Below are 18,920 nucleotides of genomic sequence, written 5' to 3'. Positions count from 1 at the left end.
ACGGTCTGCGATTCGGTGCCTCCCGGTGGTCCTGTGCCGGGGGAATCAGCAATCGGGTGCAGACCTTAAACCCTCGCACAGGCATTGCTCTTTTGGAGTTGGAACATGGCAAAAGGAAAATTCGAGCGTACCAAGCCGCACGTGAACGTGGGCACCATTGGTCACGTGGACCACGGCAAGACGACGCTGACTGCGGCGATCGCCACGGTGCTGGGCAAGAAGTTCGGCGGTGACGTCAAGAGCTACGACCAGATCGACAACGCCCCCGAAGAGAAGGCCCGCGGCATCACCATCAACACCTCGCACGTCGAGTACGAGACCGCCGCGCGCCACTACGCGCACGTGGACTGCCCCGGCCACGCCGACTACGTCAAGAACATGATCACCGGTGCCGCGCAAATGGACGGCGCCATCCTCGTGTGCTCGGCCGCCGACGGCCCCATGCCCCAGACGCGCGAACACATCCTGCTGGCCCGCCAGGTGGGCGTGCCCTACATCATCGTGTTCCTGAACAAGTGCGACATGGTGGACGACGCCGAACTGCTCGAACTCGTCGAGATGGAAGTGCGCGAACTGCTGTCCAAGTACGAATTCCCCGGCGACGACACCCCCATCATCAAGGGCTCGGCCAAGCTGGCGCTCGAAGGCGATACGGGCGAGCTCGGCGAGCAGGCCATCATGAAGCTCGCTGAAGCGCTGGACAGCTACATCCCCACGCCCGAGCGCGCCATCGACGGCGCCTTCCTCATGCCCGTGGAAGACGTGTTCTCCATCTCCGGGCGCGGCACCGTGATCACCGGGCGCGTGGAGCGCGGCATCGTCAAGGTCGGCGAGGAAGTGGAAATCGTCGGCATCCGCGACACGCAAAAGACCACCGTCACCGGCGTGGAAATGTTCAGGAAGCTCCTGGACCAGGGCCAGGCGGGCGACAACGTCGGCATCTTGCTGCGCGGCACCAAGCGCGAAGACGTCGAGCGCGGCCAGGTCGTGGCCAAGCCCGGCTCGATCACCCCGCACACGCACTTCACCTGCGAGGTGTACGTGCTGTCCAAGGACGAGGGCGGGCGCCACACGCCGTTCTTCAACAACTACCGCCCGCAGTTCTACTTCCGCACCACCGACGTCACGGGCGCCATCGAGCTGCCGGCCGACAAGGAGATGGTGATGCCCGGCGACAACGTGTCCATGACCGTCAAGCTCATCCACCCCATCGCCATGGAAGAGGGCCTGCGCTTTGCCATCCGCGAGGGTGGGCGCACCGTGGGCGCGGGCGTGGTGGCGAAGATCATCGAGTAATTCTTGGGACGACTGAGGATTATTCATGTCCAAGCAAAAAATCCGCATTCGCCTGAAGGCGTTTGACTACAAGCTGATCGACCAGTCGGCCGCCGAGATCGTCGATACCGCCAAGCGCACCGGCGCCATCGTCAAGGGTCCCGTGCCCCTGCCCACGCGCATGAAGCGTTTCGACATCCTGCGCTCGCCGCACGTCAACAAGACGAGCCGCGACCAGCTGGAAATCCGCACGCACCAGCGCCTGATGGACATCGTCGATCCGACGGACAAGACCGTCGACGCGTTGATGAAGCTCGACCTGCCCGCGGGCGTCGACGTGGAGATCAAGCTGCAGTGAACCCCCGCTGGCCGCCCAGCGCCCCAAGGCGCTGGGCGGCCAGCACTTGTTCTTGCAAAACGATTGGGTTAGAATCGCCGGCTTCGCGCAGAGAGCGTCTTCGCGAAGCTTGAACAACCTTCTTTCACGCGCCGGTGCGAATACGCGATACCTCGCGGATTCGCACCGGCGCAAACGTCAAGGCCAATTGAAGTCGGGACGGTGAAAGTTCTGGAGAATAAACATGAGTCAGAGCAACTCCCTGGGGTTGCTGGGGCGCAAGGTGGGCATGATGCGTCTGTTCGCCGATGACGGGGTTTCCATCCCCGTTACGGTGGTGGACGTCTCGGGCAACCGCGTTACCCAGGTCAAGACCCAGGACAACGACGGCTACGTGGCCTTGCAGGTCACCTATGGTGCGCGCAAGGCATCGCGTGTGACCAAGCCGCAGGCAGGGCACCTCGCCAAGGCGGGCGTCCAGGCGGGGCAGATCATGCGCGAGTTTCGCGTCAGCTCCGAAACTGCGGACAAGTACCCGGCCGGCAGCGCCTTGCCGGTCGCCGACGTCTTCGCCGCGGGCCAGAAGGTGGATGTGCAGGGCACGTCCATCGGCAAGGGCTACGCTGGCACCATCAAGCGCCACAACTTCGGTTCGCAGCGCGCTTCGCATGGCAACAGCCGCTCGCACAACGTACCCGGCTCCATCGGCATGGCGCAGGACCCGGGCCGCGTGTTCCCCGGCAAGAAGATGACCGGCCACATGGGCGACGAAACCGTGACCACCCAGAACCTGGACGTGGTGCGGGTCGACGAGGCACGCCAGTTGCTGCTCATCAGGGGCGCGGTCCCCGGGTCCAAGGGCGGCTTCGTGACCGTCCGTCCGGCCGTCAAGGCGCTTGCAACGAAAGGAGCGAACTGATGCAGCTCGAACTCCTCGATGAACAGGGCAATGCCGCATCCAAGGTGGATGTGCCCGAGACCGTGTTCGATCGTCAATACAACGAAGACCTGATCCATCAGGTCGTGGTTGCCTACCGTGCCAATGGCCGTCAGGGCACGCGTGCGCAAAAGGACCGTCAACAGGTCCGTCACTCCACCCGCAAGCCGTTCAAGCAAAAAGGGACGGGCAACGCCCGCGCCGGCATGACCTCCTCGCCCTTGTGGCGTGGGGGCGGTCGCATCTTCCCGAACCTGCCGGACGAGAATTTCACGCACAAGCTCAACAAGAAGATGTACCGCGCCGGCATGGCTTCCATCTTCTCGCAGCTGGTGCGCGAGGGGCGCCTGGCGGTGGTCGATTCGATCAAGCTCGATTCGCCGAAGACCAAGGCGCTTGCCAGCCGCTTCAAGGCAATGAACCTCGATTCCGTCATGGTGATCGCCGAAGAGGTGGACGAGAACCTGTACCTGGCATCACGCAATCTGAAGAACGTGTTCGTGGTCGAACCGCGCTACGCCGACCCGGTTTCGCTGGTGCACTACAAGAAGGTTCTCGTCACCAAGGGCGCCATTGACCAGCTCAAGGAGATGTTTGCATGAGCACGTCCAAATTCGATGAAGGTCGTCTGATGCAGGTGCTGATCGCCCCGGTGGTGTCGGAGAAGGCCACCATGGTGTCGGAAAAGTCGAACGTGGTGACTTTCAAGGTGCTGCAGGGCGCGACCAAGCCGGAGATCAAGGCGGCAGTCGAGCTGCTTTTCAAGGTGGAAGTCACCGGCGTGTCCGTGGTCAATGTCAAGGGCAAGACCAAGCGCTTTGGCAAAACCACCGGCCGGCGCGACAACGTGCGCAAGGCCTATGTACATCTCAAGGAAGGCCAGGACCTGAACCTGTCCGGGGAGGCGGCATAACCATGGCTGTCATCAAAATCAAACCGAACACTCCGGGCCAGCGTGGCGCGGTGAAGATTTCGCGCAATCACCTGCACAAGGGTGAGGGCTACGCGCCGCTGCTGGAGCCCAAGTTCCAGAAGGCCGGTCGCAACAACCGCGGTTGCATCACCGTGCGCCACAAGGGCGGTGGTCACAAACACCACTACCGCGTGGTGGACTTTGTCCGTGCCAAGGATGGCATCCCGGCCAAAGTGGAGCGTATCGAGTACGACCCCAACCGCTCGGCGCACATCGCGCTGGTGTGCTACGCCGATGGCGAGCGCCGCTACATCATCGCGCCGCGCAACATCGAAGTGGGCGCCACCGTGGTGAGCGGCTCCGAGGCGCCGATCCGCGTGGGCAATACCCTGCCGATCCGCAATATCCCCGTCGGCTCGACCATCCACTGCATCGAGCTCAAGCCGGGCAAGGGTGCGCAGATTGCGCGCTCCGCCGGCACTTCGGCGACCCTGCTGGCGCGCGAAGGGGTTTACGCTCAGGTGCGCATGCGGTCCGGCGAAGTCCGCAGGATCCACGTCGAATGCCGCGCCACCATTGGCGAAGTCGCCAATGAAGAGCACAGCCTGCGTCAACTCGGCAAGGCCGGTGTCAAGCGCTGGATGGGCATACGCCCGACGGTGCGCGGCGTGGCCATGAACCCGATCGACCACCCCCAGGGCGGTGGTGAGGGCAAGACCGGGGAAGGACGCCACCCTGTGGACCCGTGGGGCAATCTGACCAAGGGCTACCGTACCCGCAACAACAAGCGCACACAGAACATGATCGTGTCGCGTCGCAAGAAGTAAGGGGTAGCCAATGTCTCGCTCTGTCAAAAAGGGTCCGTTTGTTGACCATCACCTGTTGGCCAAGGCCGAGAAGGCCGTGGCTACCAAGGACAAGAAGCCCGTCAGGACCTGGTCGCGCCGTTCCATGGTGCTGCCCGAGTTCATCGGCCTGACCATTGCCGTGCACAACGGCAAGCAGCACGTGCCCGTCTACATCACCGATCAGATGGTGGGCCACAAGCTCGGTGAGTTTGCCCTGACGCGCACGTTCAAGGGTCACCCGGCGGACAAGAAAGTCCAGAAGAAGTAAGGAACGACCATGTCTGAAACACGTGCAGTCCTGCGGGGCGTCCGCTTGTCCGTGGACAAGGGTCGTCTCGTGGCAGATCTCATCCGCGGCAAGAAGGTGGACCAGGCCCTCGACATCCTGACTTTCACCCAGAAGAAGGCAGCCGGCATCGTCAAGAAGGTGCTGGAGTCGGCCATTGCCAATGCCGAGCACAACGACGGCGCCGACATCGACGAACTGAAGGTCAAGACCATCTACGTCGAACAAGGCACCACGCTCAAGCGTTTCACGGCGCGCGCCAAGGGCCGCGGCAACCGCATCAGCAAGCCGACGTGCCACATCTACGTGACCGTGGGCAACTGAAGGCGAGAGGAACACCATGGGACAAAAAATTCATCCTACCGGCTTTCGCCTCGCCGTCAGCCGCAACTGGGCCAGCCGCTGGTACGCCGGCAACCGCGATTTCGCGGGCAAGCTGGCCGAAGACATCAAGGTGCGCGAATTCCTGCGTCGCAAGCTCAAGAACGCCGCCGTCTCGCGCGTGCTGATCGAGCGTCCGGCCAAGAATGCGCGCATCACCATCTACTCGGCTCGTCCGGGAGTGGTGATTGGCAAGAAGGGCGAGGACATCGAGAACCTGAAGAAGGAGCTCGCAGTCATGCTCGGTGTGCCGGTGGCGGTCAACATCGAAGAGGTGCGCAAGCCCGAGATCGACGCCAAACTGATCGCCGACTCCATCACCCAGCAGCTGGAAAAGCGTATCCAGTTCCGCCGCGCGATGAAGCGCGCCATGCAGAACGCCATGCGCCTGGGCGCCCAGGGCATCAAGATCATGTCCTCGGGGCGCCTCAACGGCATCGAAATCGCTCGCACCGAATGGTACCGAGAAGGCCGTGTGCCGCTGCATACCCTGCGTGCCGACATCGACTACGGCGTGTCCGAAGCGCACACGACCTATGGCGCCATCGGCGTGAAGGTCTGGGTCTACAAGGGCGACACGCTCGGCCGTGGCGACTTGCCTGCCGTCGAGACCCCGCGCGAAGACGAGCGCCGCCCTCGCGGTGCGCGACGCGATGGCCGCCGCGACGCCCGCGGACCGCGCCGTACTGGCGGCACCAATACGGCGCCCGTGGACGGTAGCGACAAACCCGAAGGTGCTGCTGGCACCGACGCAACCACCGTTAAGCGCGTTGCCAAGGACGCGCCCGCTGCTGCAGCGGCGGACGGCAAAGGAGAATAAACATGCTGCAACCTGCTCGCCGCAAGTTCCGCAAGGAACAAAAGGGCCGCAACACGGGCATAGCCACGCGTGGCAATGCCGTGTCCTTCGGTGATTTCGGCCTCAAGTGCACCGATCGCGGCCGCCTGACGGCCCGCCAGATCGAAGCCGCACGGCGCGCCATTTCCCGCCACGTCAAGCGCGGCGGACGCATCTGGATTCGTGTGTTTCCGGACAAGCCCATTTCCAACAAGCCCGCCGAAGTGCGCATGGGCAGCGGGAAGGGAAATCCGGAGTACTACGTGGCCGAGATCCAGCCGGGCAAGGTGGTTTTCGAGATCGTTGGTGTCCCGGAGGAGCTGGCGCGCGAGGCTTTCCGCCTGGCTGCGGCCAAGCTTCCGCTGCGCACCACCTTCGTCTCTCGCCATATTGGCGCGTAAGGAATTTTCAACATGACGAAAGCTGCTGAACTCCGCCAGAAGGATGAGAGTGCTCTGTTGGAGGAAGTGAAGTCGCTGCAAAAGGCCCACTTTGGCCTGCGCATGCAAAAGGCAACCCAGCAACTGGGCAATACCGCGGCCCTCAAGACGACGCGACGCGACATAGCGCGCGCCAAAACCATACTTGCTGAAAAGCAGGCCGCCAAGTAACCAGGAGCGAACATGACGGAAGCAAAGACATCCCTCAAGCGCACCTTGGTTGGCAAGGTGGTCAGTGACAAGCGTGCGAAGACGGTCACCGTTCTGGTGGAGCGCCGTGTGAAGCACCCGATCTACGACAAGATTGTGATCCGGTCGAGCAAGTTCCATGCTCATGACGAGAACGGCGAGTACAAGCAGGGTGATACGGTGGAGATCGCCGAAAGCCGCCCGCTGTCCAAGACCAAGAACTGGGTGGTGACACGCCTGGTGCAGAAGGCTACTCTGGTCTGAGAGGCCGGTCCCGCTGCCAATGCAGCGGTGGCATGCTCATCGCTCTGCAGACGACCCACCTCGTGGGTCGTTTTTTTTTCCTTGCTGATTCGATTCAGCAACTCGCGGTTCATAGCGGCTATCGCCCGCTCAGCCAGACATCCCATACGCCGCAGGGTCGCGCTCAATGACGGGTTCAGCCCAGGGTCGCTTTCAGATAGTGCGCTCCCGGGTAAGGGCTGTGGTAGTAGGGCGGGATCTCGACGAAGCCCAGCTCTTCATACAAGGAACGCGCGGCCTCCATGTCGTCCAGGGTATCGAGCAGAACCGTGGCATAACCTTGGCGACTGGCCTCTTGCACAATAGCTTCTGCGAGAGCCCGGCCCAGGCCGAAGCCGCGAAACGCCTTGCGCACGTACAGCCGCTTCATCTCTGCCGCGTTCGGGTAATCGCATTCGTCGATCGGGCGCAGAGCGCAGCAGCCTGCAACACTGCCATCCACTTCGGCCAGATACAGGCAGCCGCGGGGCGGGGCGTACTCGCCGGGCAGCCGGGCGATCTCCTCTTCCAGGCCCTGCAGGCTCAGGTCCACCTCCAGAGACAGGGCATATTCCCTGAACAGCTCTCTGGCAAGCGCCATGTCATCTGCATGCGAGGCCACGAACAGGCGGAAAGAGGGGCGCTGCACTTTCTTCGAGGCAAGTGGTCAAGGGCTCGAGTGTAGCCGGCGCCGTCGCACGCCTGCCTCGCTGCGTGCCGTGTTCAGCAGCGGGGTGCAGGCGGGGTGATAATGCAGTGTTACCCTTTTGCCGGCCATGAAGACCTGTATCGTCCTTATCGCTCACGTACCGCTGGCCAGTGCGCTGCGCTCCTGCGTCTTGCATGTGTTCCCCGAATGCGAATCGGAGGTGCTGGCACTGGACGTTCCGCCCTGTGCCCAGCCGGCTGAGATGCGCGACGCTGCGCAGGATCTGATGAACCGCAGCGGTGCGCAGCAGTTTCTCCTGGTGTCCGACGTGGCTGGTGCCACGCCGCACAACATCGCCTGCGGCCTGGTACATGAGCCAACGGCAGGCCTGATCACGGGGGCGAATCTGCCGATGTTGCTGCGGGCCGTCAACTACCGCCATGAAGACCTGGATTCGCTGATCGAACGGGCGTTGGCGGGCGGCAGGCAGGGGATGCTGCGACCGCAGCTGCAAGCGAGCTGCGCTCACCAGTAGCCCAACGTGATCAAGACAAAGGCAACCATCGTCAACAGGCTGGGATTGCATGCGCGCGCGTCGGCCAAGCTGACCAAGCTTGCCAACAGCTTCGATTGCCAGGTCTGGCTCAGCCGAGGCGAGCGGCGGGTGAACGCCAAGAGCATCATGGGCGTGATGCTGCTGGCGGCGGGCATGGGAACGGAAATCGAGATCGAAACCGAAGGCGCGCAGGAAGAGGTGGCCATGCCGGCGCTGCTTGCCTTGATTGCCGACAAATTCGGCGAAGGGGAGTGAACGTGGGCGGCGTATCCGTGTACATGTTCATCGTTTGGATAGCGGGGCGGGAAGCCGCACGAGCGTGACGGTACGTGTGCATGGTCTGGCGATAACGGGAGGTGTTGCGCAGGGCCGGGCTGTGCTGGTGGGGCATAGTGGCTCGCAGATTCGCCGGTATCGTGTCGAAGTGGCGCAGGTCGACTCCGAGTTGGAGCGTTTGCGCAACGCGCGCGATGCGGTTGCGCGGGAGCTCTACGGCCTGCAGGCTTCGCTACCTGGCGATGCCCCGGTTGAACTTTCAGCCATGATCGATGTGCATCTGCAGATGCTGCACGACGAGGTGTTCAAAGCCGCCATCGCTCATTGGATCACGCGACACCACTACAACGCGGAGTGGGCGTTGTCGGCTCAACTGGACGTTCTTGTACGTCAATTTGACGCCATGGATGATCCTTATTTGCGAGAACGCAAGGCGGACCTTGAACAGGTAGCGGAGCGGGTTCAGCAGCACCTGCGCGGAGCAGCACAGCCTGTATCGGATATCGAGGAGGGAGGGGCGCGCATTCTCGTGGCGCAAGACCTGTCGCCGGCGGACTTGCTGAGGTATCGGGAGGGTGCCTTCGCCGGCTTCGCCACAGATGCGGGAGCGCTCACGAGCCATACGGCCATCGTCGCGCGCAGCATGGGGATCCCCGCCGTCGTGGCTGTGCGCGGGATCAGCCAGCAGGTCCGGCCCGATGATTGGCTGATCATCGACGGGGATGCCGGAGTCGTGATCCTGGAGCCTACCGTGGAAGAAAGAGCCGCGTATCGGGAGCGTGAACGCGACCAGATTCGATGCAAGGTGGAGCTTGAAGCGCTTGCATCGGTATCCGCCCGCACGAGTGACGGAGAAGCGGTTCATTTGCTGGCCAACATCGAAGGTCCGGAAGACGTTGCTGCCGCCTTGCACGTCGGTGCTGCGGGCATTGGGCTTTTTCGTAGTGAATTTCTTTTCATGGGGCGCGGCGCTGACCTGCCTTCCGAAGAAGGGCAGTACCACGCCTATCGCGCCGTGGTGCAAGGCATGCGGGGCCTGCCGGTCACGATACGCACGATTGACATCGGCGCAGACAAACCGTTGGATGGCGCGAGTCACCCGCATGCGGACAACCCGGCGCTAGGCTTGCGTGCCATACGCTGGAGCCTGGCCGATCCGGAGGCGTTTCGCACCCAGTTGCGTGCAATCTTGCGCGCGGCGGCCCATGGGCCGGTGAGCGTGCTCTTTCCCATGATTGGCCAACTGGGCGAAATCCACCAGGTGCTGGCTCAATTGCAGCTTGCGCGGGAAGAACTGGCCGCCCGCGCAGACGTGGCAGGGATCGTGCGTGTGGGAGCGATGGTCGAAGTGCCCGCTGCGGCGCTGCTCGCCGACGAATTCTTTCAATACTTTGACTTCCTGTCGATAGGCACCAACGATCTGATCCAGTACACCCTTGCGATCGATCGTACCGATGAGTCGGTGGCATACCTCTACGATCCCCTGCACCCCGCCGTCTTGCGCTTGATTGCAAGAGTGATTGCTGCGGGGGTCCGGTCGGGAAAAGAGGTGAGCGTCTGCGGAGAAATGGCCGGAGACGTCGCGTTGGCGCCCTTGCTGCTGGGTCTGGGCTTGCGCCACTTCTCCATGCAATCCGCGCAAATTCCACTCGTCAAACAGCGCATCTTGCGCAGTGATGCCACAGCGCTGAAGGAGTGGGCGGAACGGGTGATCGCGGCGCCGCAGCCGCGCCTGCTGATGGACAGCTGCCCTTCTTGAATGCGCGAATCGCGCGTGAGTTGGCTGCGCCAGCCATCTCTTGTGCTGGCGGTGCGGGTTGCAGCGGGCCCTTCAGGTCGCGAGGCTGGCACGTACATGCCCTGATTGCCTGCAAGGTTTGATTTGGAGGGCGTACAGCTCCCCGCCGCGCTAGCGCAGCTCTGGCAAATACGCTTCCGTCAACTGCAGGCGCCGCGACGTCACGCGCAGGAAAAGCATCAACAATTTGTTGCCCAGACGCGGCAGCGTGAGCAGGACATCCCGGAATGCGTCGCGCGAAAGTACGACCAGATCGACCGGTTCGCTGGAAATGCACGATGCGCGCAAGGGTTCGTTGTCCAGCATGGCCAGTTCGCCAAAGGTGTCGCCCGGTCGCAAATTGTGCAGCCAGATATCTTTGCCGTTGTCGTCGGTGCGCACTGCCTTGGCCATGCCAGTCAGCAAAATGATCATGTAGGCTGGCGAGCCGCCCTGATTCAGCAGTGTCGTGTTCGTGTGTGTGGAGTACACCGCCATGAAGTTGCACAGCAGCGTCGTCTCGGCAATGTCAAGAGGCTCGAAGAGCGGGGCGCTGACGAAGATGTCATGGATGTCGGCAGCGTAGTCCTGTGCGTTACCCAGGTACTCAAAGTGGGACGGCAGCGCTTCAAGCATTTATGGACAGTCTTGGCGGATGGACTGGTGTGATCCTATCGCCTTCTCCTGGCGGCGCAATAGCTCGATCAGATACCTTTTCCCCGCAGGTGATACCGATCCGGCTGAGCCATAATGCAAAACCGTGAATTGATTTACCTGTCATGGGGCCATCAAACACCATCACCTTTAGCGCCGAGCATCTCAGTCACCAGGGTTTCCTGACCGCCATGGAGCGAGACCTGCTAGCGGGAGATGCGCACTTCCCTACCGGACTCAAGTTGCTTGCCGCATTGCGGCGGGTGCTGGATGACCCCAATGCTTCGATAGCGCAGGTCACCAAGCTTGCCGGCGCAGAGCCGCTTGTGACCGCGCAGATTCTGCGCTTGGCCAACTGCGCAACGTTCAATCCTGGTGGGCGGGAGATCCTCAGCGTGGACAAGGCCATTCAGCGCGTGGGTTTCAACATGGTGCGTACCGCAGCCACTGCAGTTGCGGTGGCGCAAATGCGTGCGCTTGTGGGTGCGCCACACTTCAACGCGATGGCCGATGCCGCATGGCAGCGGTCGGTGCAACTCTCGGTGCTGGCTCGCATGCTGGCGCCTGGTTACGGCGCCGTGATGCCCGATGAAGCGGCACTGTGCGGACTGGTTTCGGATCTGGGTACTTTCTATCTGCTGCAGCGCGCCAGCCATGATCCAAGGTACAGCCTCCCGTCGGAAGAAGCCGTTTTGCGCAATCTGCTGGATTTGCATGCGCCGCAGGTCACCGCACGCCTTGTGCAAATCCTGGACATGCCCGCTGACATCGTGGCGGTGCTCAGCGCGTGGCATCAGAGTCGCGAGGTCGCCGAACGGGCGCAGGCGTTGATGGCCTGCATGCTCCATGCCGATGCTTTGATGCCGGGCGTTTTTGATCGCTCGCCCCACAGCGCCGATGTGCCAGATACCACAGCGTTTGCACCCATGACCGCCGAGCAGGTGGATGAACTCGTCCAACGGGCCACGGCAGCTTTCGATGATCTGCTGGAAGCGCTTGACGGCTGATGAGTAATCTGGGGGGGAACCGCTCCGTACTGCAGCGACGCGGCAATTTCAGCAACGCACTGCAGGCGGCGCTTGACGGCGCCGCCGTGCTGACGATTGCCTACCTGTTGATCCAGCGCCAAATCGGTGCATTGACCGCCCACTACACGGTGCTGGTGATGACGCTGCTCGTGATCATGGGTTTGCTCTACGATCAGTTTGCCATCTACCGCAGCAACTCCAACTTCACCGGCAAAGCCGTTCGGCTGATTCAAGCCTGGAGCCTGGCGTTTGCCGTACTGCTGCTGCTCGGCTTTCTGACCAAGCAGACCGATGTCTTCTCGCGTCGCCTGATCGCTCAGCTGTACGTGCTTGGCTTGTTCGTGCAACTGCTGTTGCACCTCATCGTGCGTTCGCTGCAGAAGTATTTCGTGCGCCACGCGGTCGAAACCGACAACGTGATCATCGTCGGCACCAGCCAGCTGGCCTCCTATCTGCATCAGCGGATTTCGCACAACCCGTGGCTGTCCGAGCGCGTTGTCGGGTGTGTCGCCCTGCAGGAGGATGCCGACAACACCAGCACTTCGCCGGTGGACGGGTTGCCCCCCGTGCTCGGGACGCTAGATCATCTGCTTGAACTGATAGAGCGCCACGGCGTCCGGACGGTGTATTTCGCCATCCCGCTGCATGCATCAGCGGTGGTTGAAGAGCTCTATTTCAAGCTGCTCGATGAGCATGTCGCCATTCATTGGGTGCCGGACATCTTCTCTTTGCGGCTCATCAACCACAGTGTGCGCGAGATCGCTGGCGTGCCCGTGCTCACCTTGTCCGAAACGCCCCTCACGGGCACGAGACGTCTGGTGAAGTCGCTGGAAGACGTGATTCTGGGCTCGCTGATCTGTCTTGCGGCTGTGCCTGTCCTCGGTCTGGTTGCCTTGGCGGTAAGGCTTGACAGCCCCGGCCCCGTGTTCTTCCGCCAGTCGCGCATGGGCTGGAATGGCGCCACATTTCGCATCTGGAAATTCCGCAGCATGTATGTGCATCCGGTGGAACAAGGCGTAGTGCGCCAAGCCACGCGGGGCGACCCCCGCGTCACCCGCGTGGGCGCATTCATTCGGCGCACCAGCCTGGATGAATTGCCGCAGATCTTCAACGTGCTGCGCGGCGAGATGTCGCTTGTGGGGCCACGCCCTCATGCGGTGCAGCACGACCAGGAGTATTCAAGCCGCATCCAGCAGTACTTCGCACGCCACAACATCAAGCCAGGGATCACGGGCTTGGCGCAGGTGCGGGGCTACCGTGGCGAGACACGGGACATCAATGAAATGGTACTGCGCGTCCAGTCTGACATCGAGTACATCAACAACTGGTCGCTGTGGCTGGACCTGTCCATCCTGCTGCGTACCTTCAGTGCGTTCACGGGCAAGAAGGCGTATTGACAGCCTAACGGAATAGTCCCAATGGGCCATTGCTGCCGCCCCCGGCCATGGCTACGCTTGGCCCCGTCTCAGATTAACCTTTTTGCGTAGTGTCTCTCGTGTTCAAGAACGTGATCCGAACCTTGGCTGCTTGCGTCGCCTTGGGGCTGGCTGGTGTGGCAGGCGCGGTACAAGTCAATGTACTTGATTCCTACAGCGTCGCCAGCGGGCAGCCGTTTTCGATTGTCACGACGGCAAGTGATCGTGACGCCAACGGCCAGCCCAACGGGCAGGCCTACACCGCCAACTACTTCTACGAGTTGGTGGCGGGTGCATTCGATACCTTGACCACGTTTGTTCTTGGCTCAACACGCGACGAGACCGTGCCAGTGCGCTATTTCCTTTGGCTGGATACCAATCCGACATTGCGCACGGCGCAGATTGCCGCCATCGGTACCGCCGGCAACGGTCTTGCCCAAGGCGCGCTCGCCGAGACCGTGCCCTATTTGACGGTGGGGCAGGGGTTTCAGTACGCGCTGCAATCAGGCCAGCAGTACGTTTTGCAGGTTCAGAAGAACGTCCCCGGGTGGGAGGCTGTCACCACGGATGTGACAGCGGTGCCCTTGCCTGGCGCGCTCTGGATGTTTGGGGCCGCACTGATGGGGTTCGTCGGTTTTTCCAGCCGCCGCAAGGTTTGACAACAGGTTTTTCAGCTTTTTTGGAGGGCACATGGCACTTGGCAAATTTTTCTGTGGCGCCGCCGTCGTGGCTACGATGGCGTTTGCCGGCGCAGCGCAGGCCAGCAATATCGTGGTGAACGGCTCGTTCGAGAATCCGGTCGTCGCGAGCGGTTCTTTCGTCTACACCGATTTCCTGCCGGGATGGAAGATGACTGGCGACGCAATGGTGGAGGTGCGCAACAACGTGGCAGGCCAGGCGTACGACCAGGACAACTATGTCGAGCTCGATTCCACCAAGAACATGAGCATCTGGCAGGACTTGGCGACGGTGATTGGCCAGACCTACCAGATCAGCTTCATGTACTCGCCCCGGATGAATCAACCCGCGAGCACCAACCCGATCGCAGTCACCTGGAATGGCGTCGCTCTGCCTGGGTCGCCTTATACCGGTACCGGGGGCAGCACCGGCAACGAGTGGGTGATGTATACCTTCAACGTGGTCGCTGATTCGGTGCTCTCGACGCTCAAGTTCAGCGCTGGCGGTACTTCGGATTCATTTGGCGGTGGCCTGGATGCCGTTTCCGTGAGCGCCGTGCCTCTGCCTGGCGCCGCGCTGCTGTTCGGCTCGGCCATGCTCGGTGCGGGCGTGTTGCGGCGCCGCAAGGCCGCCAATGAAGCAGAAGCTGACGCCTTGGCTGCTTGAAGCCGCTCGAGCATCTGTATGATCAGGGGGCGCTCAGGCCCCCTTTTTTGTTGTGTCGAACCTGCCTTCGACGCCGTTCTTGCAAACCACAGGCTTACGCTCATGCGCATCGTCTCATTGCTCAAGCAAACTCTGTTCGTTCTGGCCATCGCCACCATCTGGAGCGGATCGGCGTGGTCTGAGGCTCTGGCTCCGTACACCTTGCATCCAGCGGACAAGCTTCAGGTTTCGGTCTGGCGCGATACCGCGCTGCAGCGAGAGGTGCGCGTGCTGCCTGACGGCAGCATCACGCTGCCTTTGGTGGGCCGCGTCGTCGTGGCGGGCCTGGATACCGACACCGTGGAGAAAGAACTGGTCGAGCGACTCAAGCCCTACATGCCTGATCCCATCGTGACGGTATCGGTGGTTGCCGCCGAAGGCAATGTGGTGTACGTGGTGGGCAAGGTGGCCAAGCCGGGCGTGGTGCCGTTGATCGCGGATTCCACCACCGTGATGCAGGCGCTCAGCCTGGTTGGCGGGCTCGATCGTTTTGCCGACGGCAACGCAGTGCGCGTTCTGCGTCAGGACGCGGGCAAGCACACGGTTCTGGACGTGCGTTACAACGATCTGATCAAGGGCAACGACTTGCAGACCAATGTGGTTTTGCAGGCGGGCGATACGATACTCGTTCCGTGATGGCGCCGCGATCGGCAGCTCCTTTCGCGTTCTGCGCAGCGCTGCTCGCGTGGCCGGTATCGACGCTGCATGCACAGTCCCTGTACCAGCAAAGGATAGAGGTGTCGTCAGGCATCGAGCACGATGCCAACCCCGCCTTGACATCCGTTTCCAAGGGCGGCGTCACCCGCCTGCGTGTCAGCCCCAGCTACAGCCTGCTGCGCCGTGATGGCCCGGACGACTTGAGCCTGAAGCTGGGCGCCACGCTAGAGCAAAGCAGCAATACGGCACTGAGCCGTAACCGCCGCGACGGCACTGCGCTGGGCGAGTGGCAACATGCCAGCGAAAGAACGCTCTACGTGCTGCGTGCCGGTGTGGAGCAGTCGGCGTTGCGCGATGCGCTGCTGCAGGAAACCGGGCAACTGAGCACCACCGATGGCACGCGGACCACGCGCCGCGCCGATGCTACGGCGGTGCACCAGTTGGACGACATTCACATGCTCAGTGGTAGCCTGAGCGCGCGCTGGGATCGCTATACATCGCGCGCGGCCCCTGATGGAAGGCAGTACGGCCTCAATGCCGAGTTCAGCCGTGCGATCGGGCCAGGCAAAGATGTTTATCTCTCTGGCAGTTTGTCCAGTTTTGCCTCTGACCCGCTGGCACCTGGTACATCGGGCAGCCTCAACACCTTGATGCGCGGCCTCTCGATCGGCAACCGCTATGCAGCCCCCGACGACCCCTGGTCATGGGATGTGCGCGTGGGCGCAAGTCGCCTGTCGGGCGCCACGGGCGGCACCCAGGCTACCGCCGTGGGTCTGCTGGGCTACAAGGCGCCGCGCTGGAGCGCGGCTGTCTCGATCGCGCGCCAGCCTGTGCCCGACAGTTTGCGCGGCACCTTCTCACCCAGCCAGCAGGTGCGTGTCACGCTGGACTACGCGTTGACCGAATTCACGCGCGTGGCGCTCGATGCATCGTACAACCGAACCAGGAACACGCAGGTCGACACCTCGCGCGAGCTCGGCCTGCGCGTATCCACCGAACTCAGCCCCGCCTGGAGCATGGCGCTGCAGGTGCGCCGCATTCGCGTCAACCATGATGCGATCGCACTGCCTACACGCGCTGGTTCCACCGTCACCGGGCTGGTGTTTACCTACCTGAACCCGGATTTCTGACGCCAGCCGGCGTCAGCTCATCGTGCCTCCTGCCCAGCGCATGCCCCAAGAAGACTATCAGCCGTCGCTGCGCGACTACATCGCCATTGTTCGGCGCCACTTGCTGCTCATCGTGGCGACTTTTGTCAGCGTCTCCGCGCTGGCCATCGTCGTTGCCTTGCTCGTGCCGCCGGTCTATCAGTCCACCGGCACCATCATGATCGAATCGCAACAGATCCCGACCGATCTGGTGCAGGCCACGGTCACCAGCTTTGCCGATGAGCGCATCCAGGTCATCAAGCAGCGCGTGATGACGCGCGAGAACCTGATGCGCATCATCGACAAATACCAGTTGTTCAAGGATCGCTCCATCACATTCACACCGTCCGAGCAGATCGACGAGATGCGTGATCGCATCGGGGTCACCCTTGTCAACGCCAACCTGCAGGCCGGCAGTCGCGGCTCGGCAACCATCGCCTTCAAGGTTTCCTTTGAAGACCGCCGACCCGATATCGCGCAGCGCGTGGCCAACGAACTGGTGACGCTGTTTCTGAACGAGAACGTCAAGGTCCGTACCGAGCGGGCCACGCAGACGACCGAGTTCCTCACCCAGGAAGCCAACAAACTCAAAGCCGAGCTCACGACCATCGAGAGCCAGATCGCCAGCTACAAGCAAGAAAATGGCGCCGCGCTGCCGCAGAACAGCTTGCTGAGCATGAACGCCATCCAGCGCCTGGAAACCGATCTGCGCACTTCGCAGCGCGATTACAGCGCCGCAGAAGAAGAGGCCCGTTCGCTCGATGTCGAGCTGGCGAGCGCCAAGGCCGCAGTGGCCAGCGCGGCTGCCGCCGTGAGCGGCGGCGTCTCGGCCCCTGGTGGCGCCAATGCCGACGAGCTTGAATTGCAGAAGCTGCGTGTGCAATTGGCGCAGATGCAGGAGCTCTACACCGACAGCTATCCTGATATCCGCATTGCCAAACGCCGCATTGCGGCACTGGAAAAATCCATCGCCGAAGCGGCCAAACAGGCGGCAGCGGCGCCCGCCGATGGCGATCCGGCCACCAAGGCGCTGCCCATGGCCCCCAGCGTGGCAGCGGCACAGATGGTCGTGGCAAAAATCGAGTCGCGCATCAGCAGTGCGCGTTCGCGCATGACGGCACTGCGGGCAGAGCAGGGCCAGTTGCAGGCGCGCCTGCGCGACGCCGAAAGCCAGATGCTCAAGGCGCCGCAGGTCGAGCGCGGCCTTGCGTCGCTCATGCGTGACCACGAAACCGCACAGCGTAAGTACGAAGAAATCCGCGCCAAGCAAATGAGCGCCCAGGTCGCCGAGAACCTGGAGGGTGAGCAAAAGGCAGAGCGCTTTTCGCTGCTGGAGCCGCCCATAGCGCCAGATCGGCCAATCAAGCCCAATCGCAGGAAGATGATTGCGCTGGGTCTGGCGCTGGCCGCCATGGCGTCTGTGGGCATGGTGGTGCTGCTCGAGACCTTGCGCGGCACCGTGCGCGGCGCCGGCGCTTTGACCGCCATCGTCGGGCAGCGCCCGCTGGTCATCGTGCCCTACATCACCATTGCGCAGGAGGGCGTGCGCAAGCGCAAACTCATGGTGCGCGCCGCAGGCGCTGCGCTGGTGGCGCTGGTGGCCGCGTTGGTGGCCATCCATTTTCTGTACATGCCCCTGGATACGCTGGCGCTCAAGGTGCTCCTGCGGCTTTCGTAGATCGGTAGTGCCTCATGGAACGCATCAAACAGGCTCTGGAAAAAGCCCGCGCGCAGGCCGGCAGTAACACCCAGCACGTGCAGCCCGGGCCGAGACGCGCAGCGCCTGCAACTTTGCAACCCGCAGCGCCGCCCCTGGGTGATGGCGGCATCGATGTGAATTACACCCAGACGCAGGTCGTCACGCTCGACCCCGTGCATCTGGAGCGCCAGCGCATCGTCGCATTCAGCAAGACCAATCCCAACAACTGGGCGTTTGATGTCCTGCGCACGCAAATCCTGCAGAAAATGGATGAAAAAGGCTGGCGCACACTGGCCATCACGTCACCCACCGCCGAATCGGGCAAGACGGTGATTGCCATCAACCTGGCGATCAGCGTGGCGCACCACACGCAGCGCACCGCGATGTTGGTGGACTTCGACTTGCGCCGCCCGCGGGTCGGCAGCTACCTCGGCGTGCGCAAGACGCCATCGCTCAACGAAGTGTTGGCCGGCACGGCCCCGGTGGCCGAAGCCTTGATCAACCCTGACCTCCCGCGTCTGGTGGTGCTGCCGACCAACGAACCAGTCCAGCGTGCCGCCGAAGTGCTCACCTCCGCTCCGGTGGCCAGCCTCGTCTCCGATCTGCGCGAACGCTACCAGGACCGCACCGTCATCTTCGATCTGCCGCCGATGATGGCGGGCGACGACGTCATGGCCATCCTGCCGCGCATGGATGCCGTGCTGATGGTGGTGGGCAACGGCAACAGCACGCAACGCGAGATTGAAGAAAGCATGCGCCACATCCCGGCTGGACAGCTGCTCGGTGTAGTGCTGAACAAGGCGGACGCTGAAGTGCGCAGAGGCTACGAGTACGGCTACGGCAATGCGTGAAGGAGCACCATCGCGCTAGCAGGATGTGAAAGGCCAACGGCGACGGCGTGTCCATGTGCTACAAAACGCCATCAGCGCCCTCGTCCAAGACCAACATCCTG

26 protein-coding genes are annotated in these 18,920 nt (G+C 62.4%); 24 read left to right on the top strand and 2 right to left on the bottom strand.

Features of this window, described 5'->3' with window-relative positions:
• The first annotated feature begins 105 nt into the window (after positions 1–105).
• The 13 genes from tuf (at position 106) to FOZ74_RS16030 (ending at position 6,878) form a co-directional block, all read left to right on the top strand.
• On the top strand, positions 106–1,296 hold the full coding sequence (gene tuf / locus FOZ74_RS05435; RefSeq protein ID WP_146912112.1) for an elongation factor Tu: 1,191 nt from the start codon (positions 106–108) through the stop codon (positions 1,294–1,296).
• Positions 1,297–1,321: 25 nt separating this feature from the next.
• On the top strand, positions 1,322–1,633 hold the full coding sequence (gene rpsJ, locus FOZ74_RS05430) for a 30S ribosomal protein S10 (RefSeq protein ID WP_005796953.1): 312 nt from the start codon (positions 1,322–1,324) through the stop codon (positions 1,631–1,633).
• A 223-nt stretch (positions 1,634–1,856) separates the two neighbouring features.
• Positions 1,857–2,531 (top strand): 50S ribosomal protein L3, encoded by a 675-nt coding sequence (rplC, locus tag FOZ74_RS05425; protein ID WP_146912111.1) that lies wholly within the window; start codon positions 1,857–1,859, stop codon positions 2,529–2,531.
• On the top strand, positions 2,531–3,151 hold the full coding sequence (gene rplD / locus FOZ74_RS05420; RefSeq protein ID WP_146912110.1) for a 50S ribosomal protein L4: 621 nt from the start codon (positions 2,531–2,533) through the stop codon (positions 3,149–3,151). Before rplC ends, rplD begins: the two co-directional genes overlap by 1 nt.
• Positions 3,148–3,462, top strand: coding sequence for a 50S ribosomal protein L23 (rplW, locus tag FOZ74_RS05415; RefSeq protein WP_146912109.1), 315 nt, complete (start codon positions 3,148–3,150; stop codon positions 3,460–3,462). The genes rplD and rplW overlap by 4 nt, the downstream gene beginning before the upstream one ends.
• A 2-nt stretch (positions 3,463–3,464) precedes the next feature.
• Positions 3,465–4,289, top strand: a complete 825-nt coding sequence (gene rplB / locus FOZ74_RS05410; protein WP_146912108.1) for a 50S ribosomal protein L2 — start codon at positions 3,465–3,467, stop codon at positions 4,287–4,289.
• Between the two features lie 10 nt (positions 4,290–4,299).
• Positions 4,300–4,578: a 30S ribosomal protein S19 gene (gene rpsS, locus FOZ74_RS05405; protein ID WP_146912107.1), complete on the top strand. Its 279-nt coding sequence runs from the start codon at positions 4,300–4,302 to the stop codon at positions 4,576–4,578.
• Positions 4,579–4,587: 9 nt separating this feature from the next.
• Positions 4,588–4,920 (top strand): 50S ribosomal protein L22, encoded by a 333-nt coding sequence (gene rplV, locus FOZ74_RS05400; RefSeq protein WP_146912106.1) that lies wholly within the window; start codon positions 4,588–4,590, stop codon positions 4,918–4,920.
• A gap of 16 nt (positions 4,921–4,936) precedes the next feature.
• A complete protein-coding gene (gene rpsC / locus FOZ74_RS05395; protein WP_146912105.1) occupies positions 4,937–5,797 on the top strand; it encodes a 30S ribosomal protein S3 in 861 nt (286 codons plus the stop codon).
• Between the two features lie 2 nt (positions 5,798–5,799).
• Positions 5,800–6,216 (top strand): 50S ribosomal protein L16, encoded by a 417-nt coding sequence (gene rplP, locus FOZ74_RS05390; protein WP_146912104.1) that lies wholly within the window; start codon positions 5,800–5,802, stop codon positions 6,214–6,216.
• Positions 6,217–6,228: 12 nt separating this feature from the next.
• Positions 6,229–6,426 (top strand): 50S ribosomal protein L29, encoded by a 198-nt coding sequence (gene rpmC / locus FOZ74_RS05385; protein WP_146912103.1) that lies wholly within the window; start codon positions 6,229–6,231, stop codon positions 6,424–6,426.
• Between the two features lie 12 nt (positions 6,427–6,438).
• On the top strand, positions 6,439–6,708 hold the full coding sequence (gene rpsQ / locus FOZ74_RS05380) for a 30S ribosomal protein S17 (RefSeq protein ID WP_146912102.1): 270 nt from the start codon (positions 6,439–6,441) through the stop codon (positions 6,706–6,708).
• Between the two features lie 32 nt (positions 6,709–6,740).
• On the top strand, positions 6,741–6,878 hold the full coding sequence (locus FOZ74_RS16030; RefSeq protein ID WP_186764661.1) for a hypothetical protein: 138 nt from the start codon (positions 6,741–6,743) through the stop codon (positions 6,876–6,878).
• A 5-nt stretch (positions 6,879–6,883) separates the two neighbouring features.
• On the opposite strand, the gene FOZ74_RS05375 is transcribed toward FOZ74_RS16030, so the two are convergent.
• Positions 6,884–7,327, bottom strand: coding sequence for a GNAT family N-acetyltransferase (locus FOZ74_RS05375; RefSeq protein ID WP_146914089.1), 444 nt, complete (start codon positions 7,325–7,327; stop codon positions 6,884–6,886).
• Positions 7,328–7,502: 175 nt separating this feature from the next.
• On the opposite strand from FOZ74_RS05375, the gene FOZ74_RS05370 reads away from it, so the two are divergent.
• From FOZ74_RS05370 to ptsP, 3 genes are all read left to right on the top strand, one after another.
• Complete coding sequence (locus FOZ74_RS05370) at positions 7,503–7,910, top strand: PTS sugar transporter subunit IIA (protein ID WP_146914088.1); 408 nt, start codon at positions 7,503–7,505, stop codon at positions 7,908–7,910.
• Positions 7,911–7,916: 6 nt separating this feature from the next.
• Complete coding sequence (locus tag FOZ74_RS05365; RefSeq protein WP_146912101.1) at positions 7,917–8,186, top strand: HPr family phosphocarrier protein; 270 nt, start codon at positions 7,917–7,919, stop codon at positions 8,184–8,186.
• 64 nt (positions 8,187–8,250) lie between these two features.
• On the top strand, positions 8,251–9,966 hold the full coding sequence (gene ptsP / locus FOZ74_RS05360; RefSeq protein ID WP_146912100.1) for a phosphoenolpyruvate--protein phosphotransferase: 1,716 nt from the start codon (positions 8,251–8,253) through the stop codon (positions 9,964–9,966).
• 150 nt (positions 9,967–10,116) lie between these two features.
• Here ptsP and FOZ74_RS05355 read toward each other — a convergent pair whose 3' ends face one another.
• Complete coding sequence (locus tag FOZ74_RS05355) at positions 10,117–10,620, bottom strand: cyclic nucleotide-binding domain-containing protein (RefSeq protein WP_146912099.1); 504 nt, start codon at positions 10,618–10,620, stop codon at positions 10,117–10,119.
• 143 nt (positions 10,621–10,763) lie between these two features.
• Here FOZ74_RS05355 and FOZ74_RS05350 point away from each other — a divergent pair, with 143 nt between their 5' ends.
• The 8 genes from FOZ74_RS05350 to FOZ74_RS05315 all read left to right on the top strand — a co-directional run bounded on the left by FOZ74_RS05350 (position 10,764) and on the right by FOZ74_RS05315 (position 18,819).
• Positions 10,764–11,645, top strand: coding sequence for an HDOD domain-containing protein (locus FOZ74_RS05350; protein WP_146912098.1), 882 nt, complete (start codon positions 10,764–10,766; stop codon positions 11,643–11,645).
• Positions 11,645–13,063, top strand: a complete 1,419-nt coding sequence (locus FOZ74_RS05345) for an undecaprenyl-phosphate glucose phosphotransferase (RefSeq protein WP_146912097.1) — start codon at positions 11,645–11,647, stop codon at positions 13,061–13,063. Before FOZ74_RS05350 ends, FOZ74_RS05345 begins: the two co-directional genes overlap by 1 nt.
• A gap of 98 nt (positions 13,064–13,161) precedes the next feature.
• Entirely contained in the window at positions 13,162–13,740 is a 579-nt protein-coding gene (locus tag FOZ74_RS05340) for a PEP-CTERM sorting domain-containing protein (RefSeq protein WP_146912096.1), read from the top strand.
• 31 nt (positions 13,741–13,771) lie between these two features.
• Positions 13,772–14,425, top strand: a complete 654-nt coding sequence (locus FOZ74_RS05335; RefSeq protein WP_146912095.1) for a carbohydrate binding domain-containing protein — start codon at positions 13,772–13,774, stop codon at positions 14,423–14,425.
• Between the two features lie 102 nt (positions 14,426–14,527).
• On the top strand, positions 14,528–15,100 hold the full coding sequence (locus FOZ74_RS05330) for a polysaccharide biosynthesis/export family protein (RefSeq protein ID WP_146912094.1): 573 nt from the start codon (positions 14,528–14,530) through the stop codon (positions 15,098–15,100).
• Positions 15,100–16,251 (top strand): hypothetical protein, encoded by a 1,152-nt coding sequence (locus FOZ74_RS05325; RefSeq protein WP_146912093.1) that lies wholly within the window; start codon positions 15,100–15,102, stop codon positions 16,249–16,251. The genes FOZ74_RS05330 and FOZ74_RS05325 overlap by 1 nt, the downstream gene beginning before the upstream one ends.
• Positions 16,252–16,291: 40 nt before the next feature.
• Positions 16,292–17,947, top strand: coding sequence for a GumC family protein (locus FOZ74_RS05320; protein WP_146912092.1), 1,656 nt, complete (start codon positions 16,292–16,294; stop codon positions 17,945–17,947).
• A gap of 14 nt (positions 17,948–17,961) precedes the next feature.
• The gene (locus tag FOZ74_RS05315; RefSeq protein ID WP_146912091.1) at positions 17,962–18,819 is read left to right on the top strand and encodes a CpsD/CapB family tyrosine-protein kinase; all 858 of its coding nucleotides are present in this window, start codon (positions 17,962–17,964) and stop codon (positions 18,817–18,819) included.
• The last annotated feature ends 101 nt before the right edge of the window (positions 18,820–18,920 follow it).

The sequence above is a fragment of the Comamonas flocculans genome (genome assembly GCF_007954405.1).
Classification (GTDB): Bacteria; Pseudomonadota; Gammaproteobacteria; order Burkholderiales; family Burkholderiaceae_C; genus Comamonas_C; species Comamonas_C flocculans.
The sequence above is the reverse complement of the archived record's forward strand: the minus strand, read 5'-3'. Positions and strand labels throughout refer to the sequence as shown.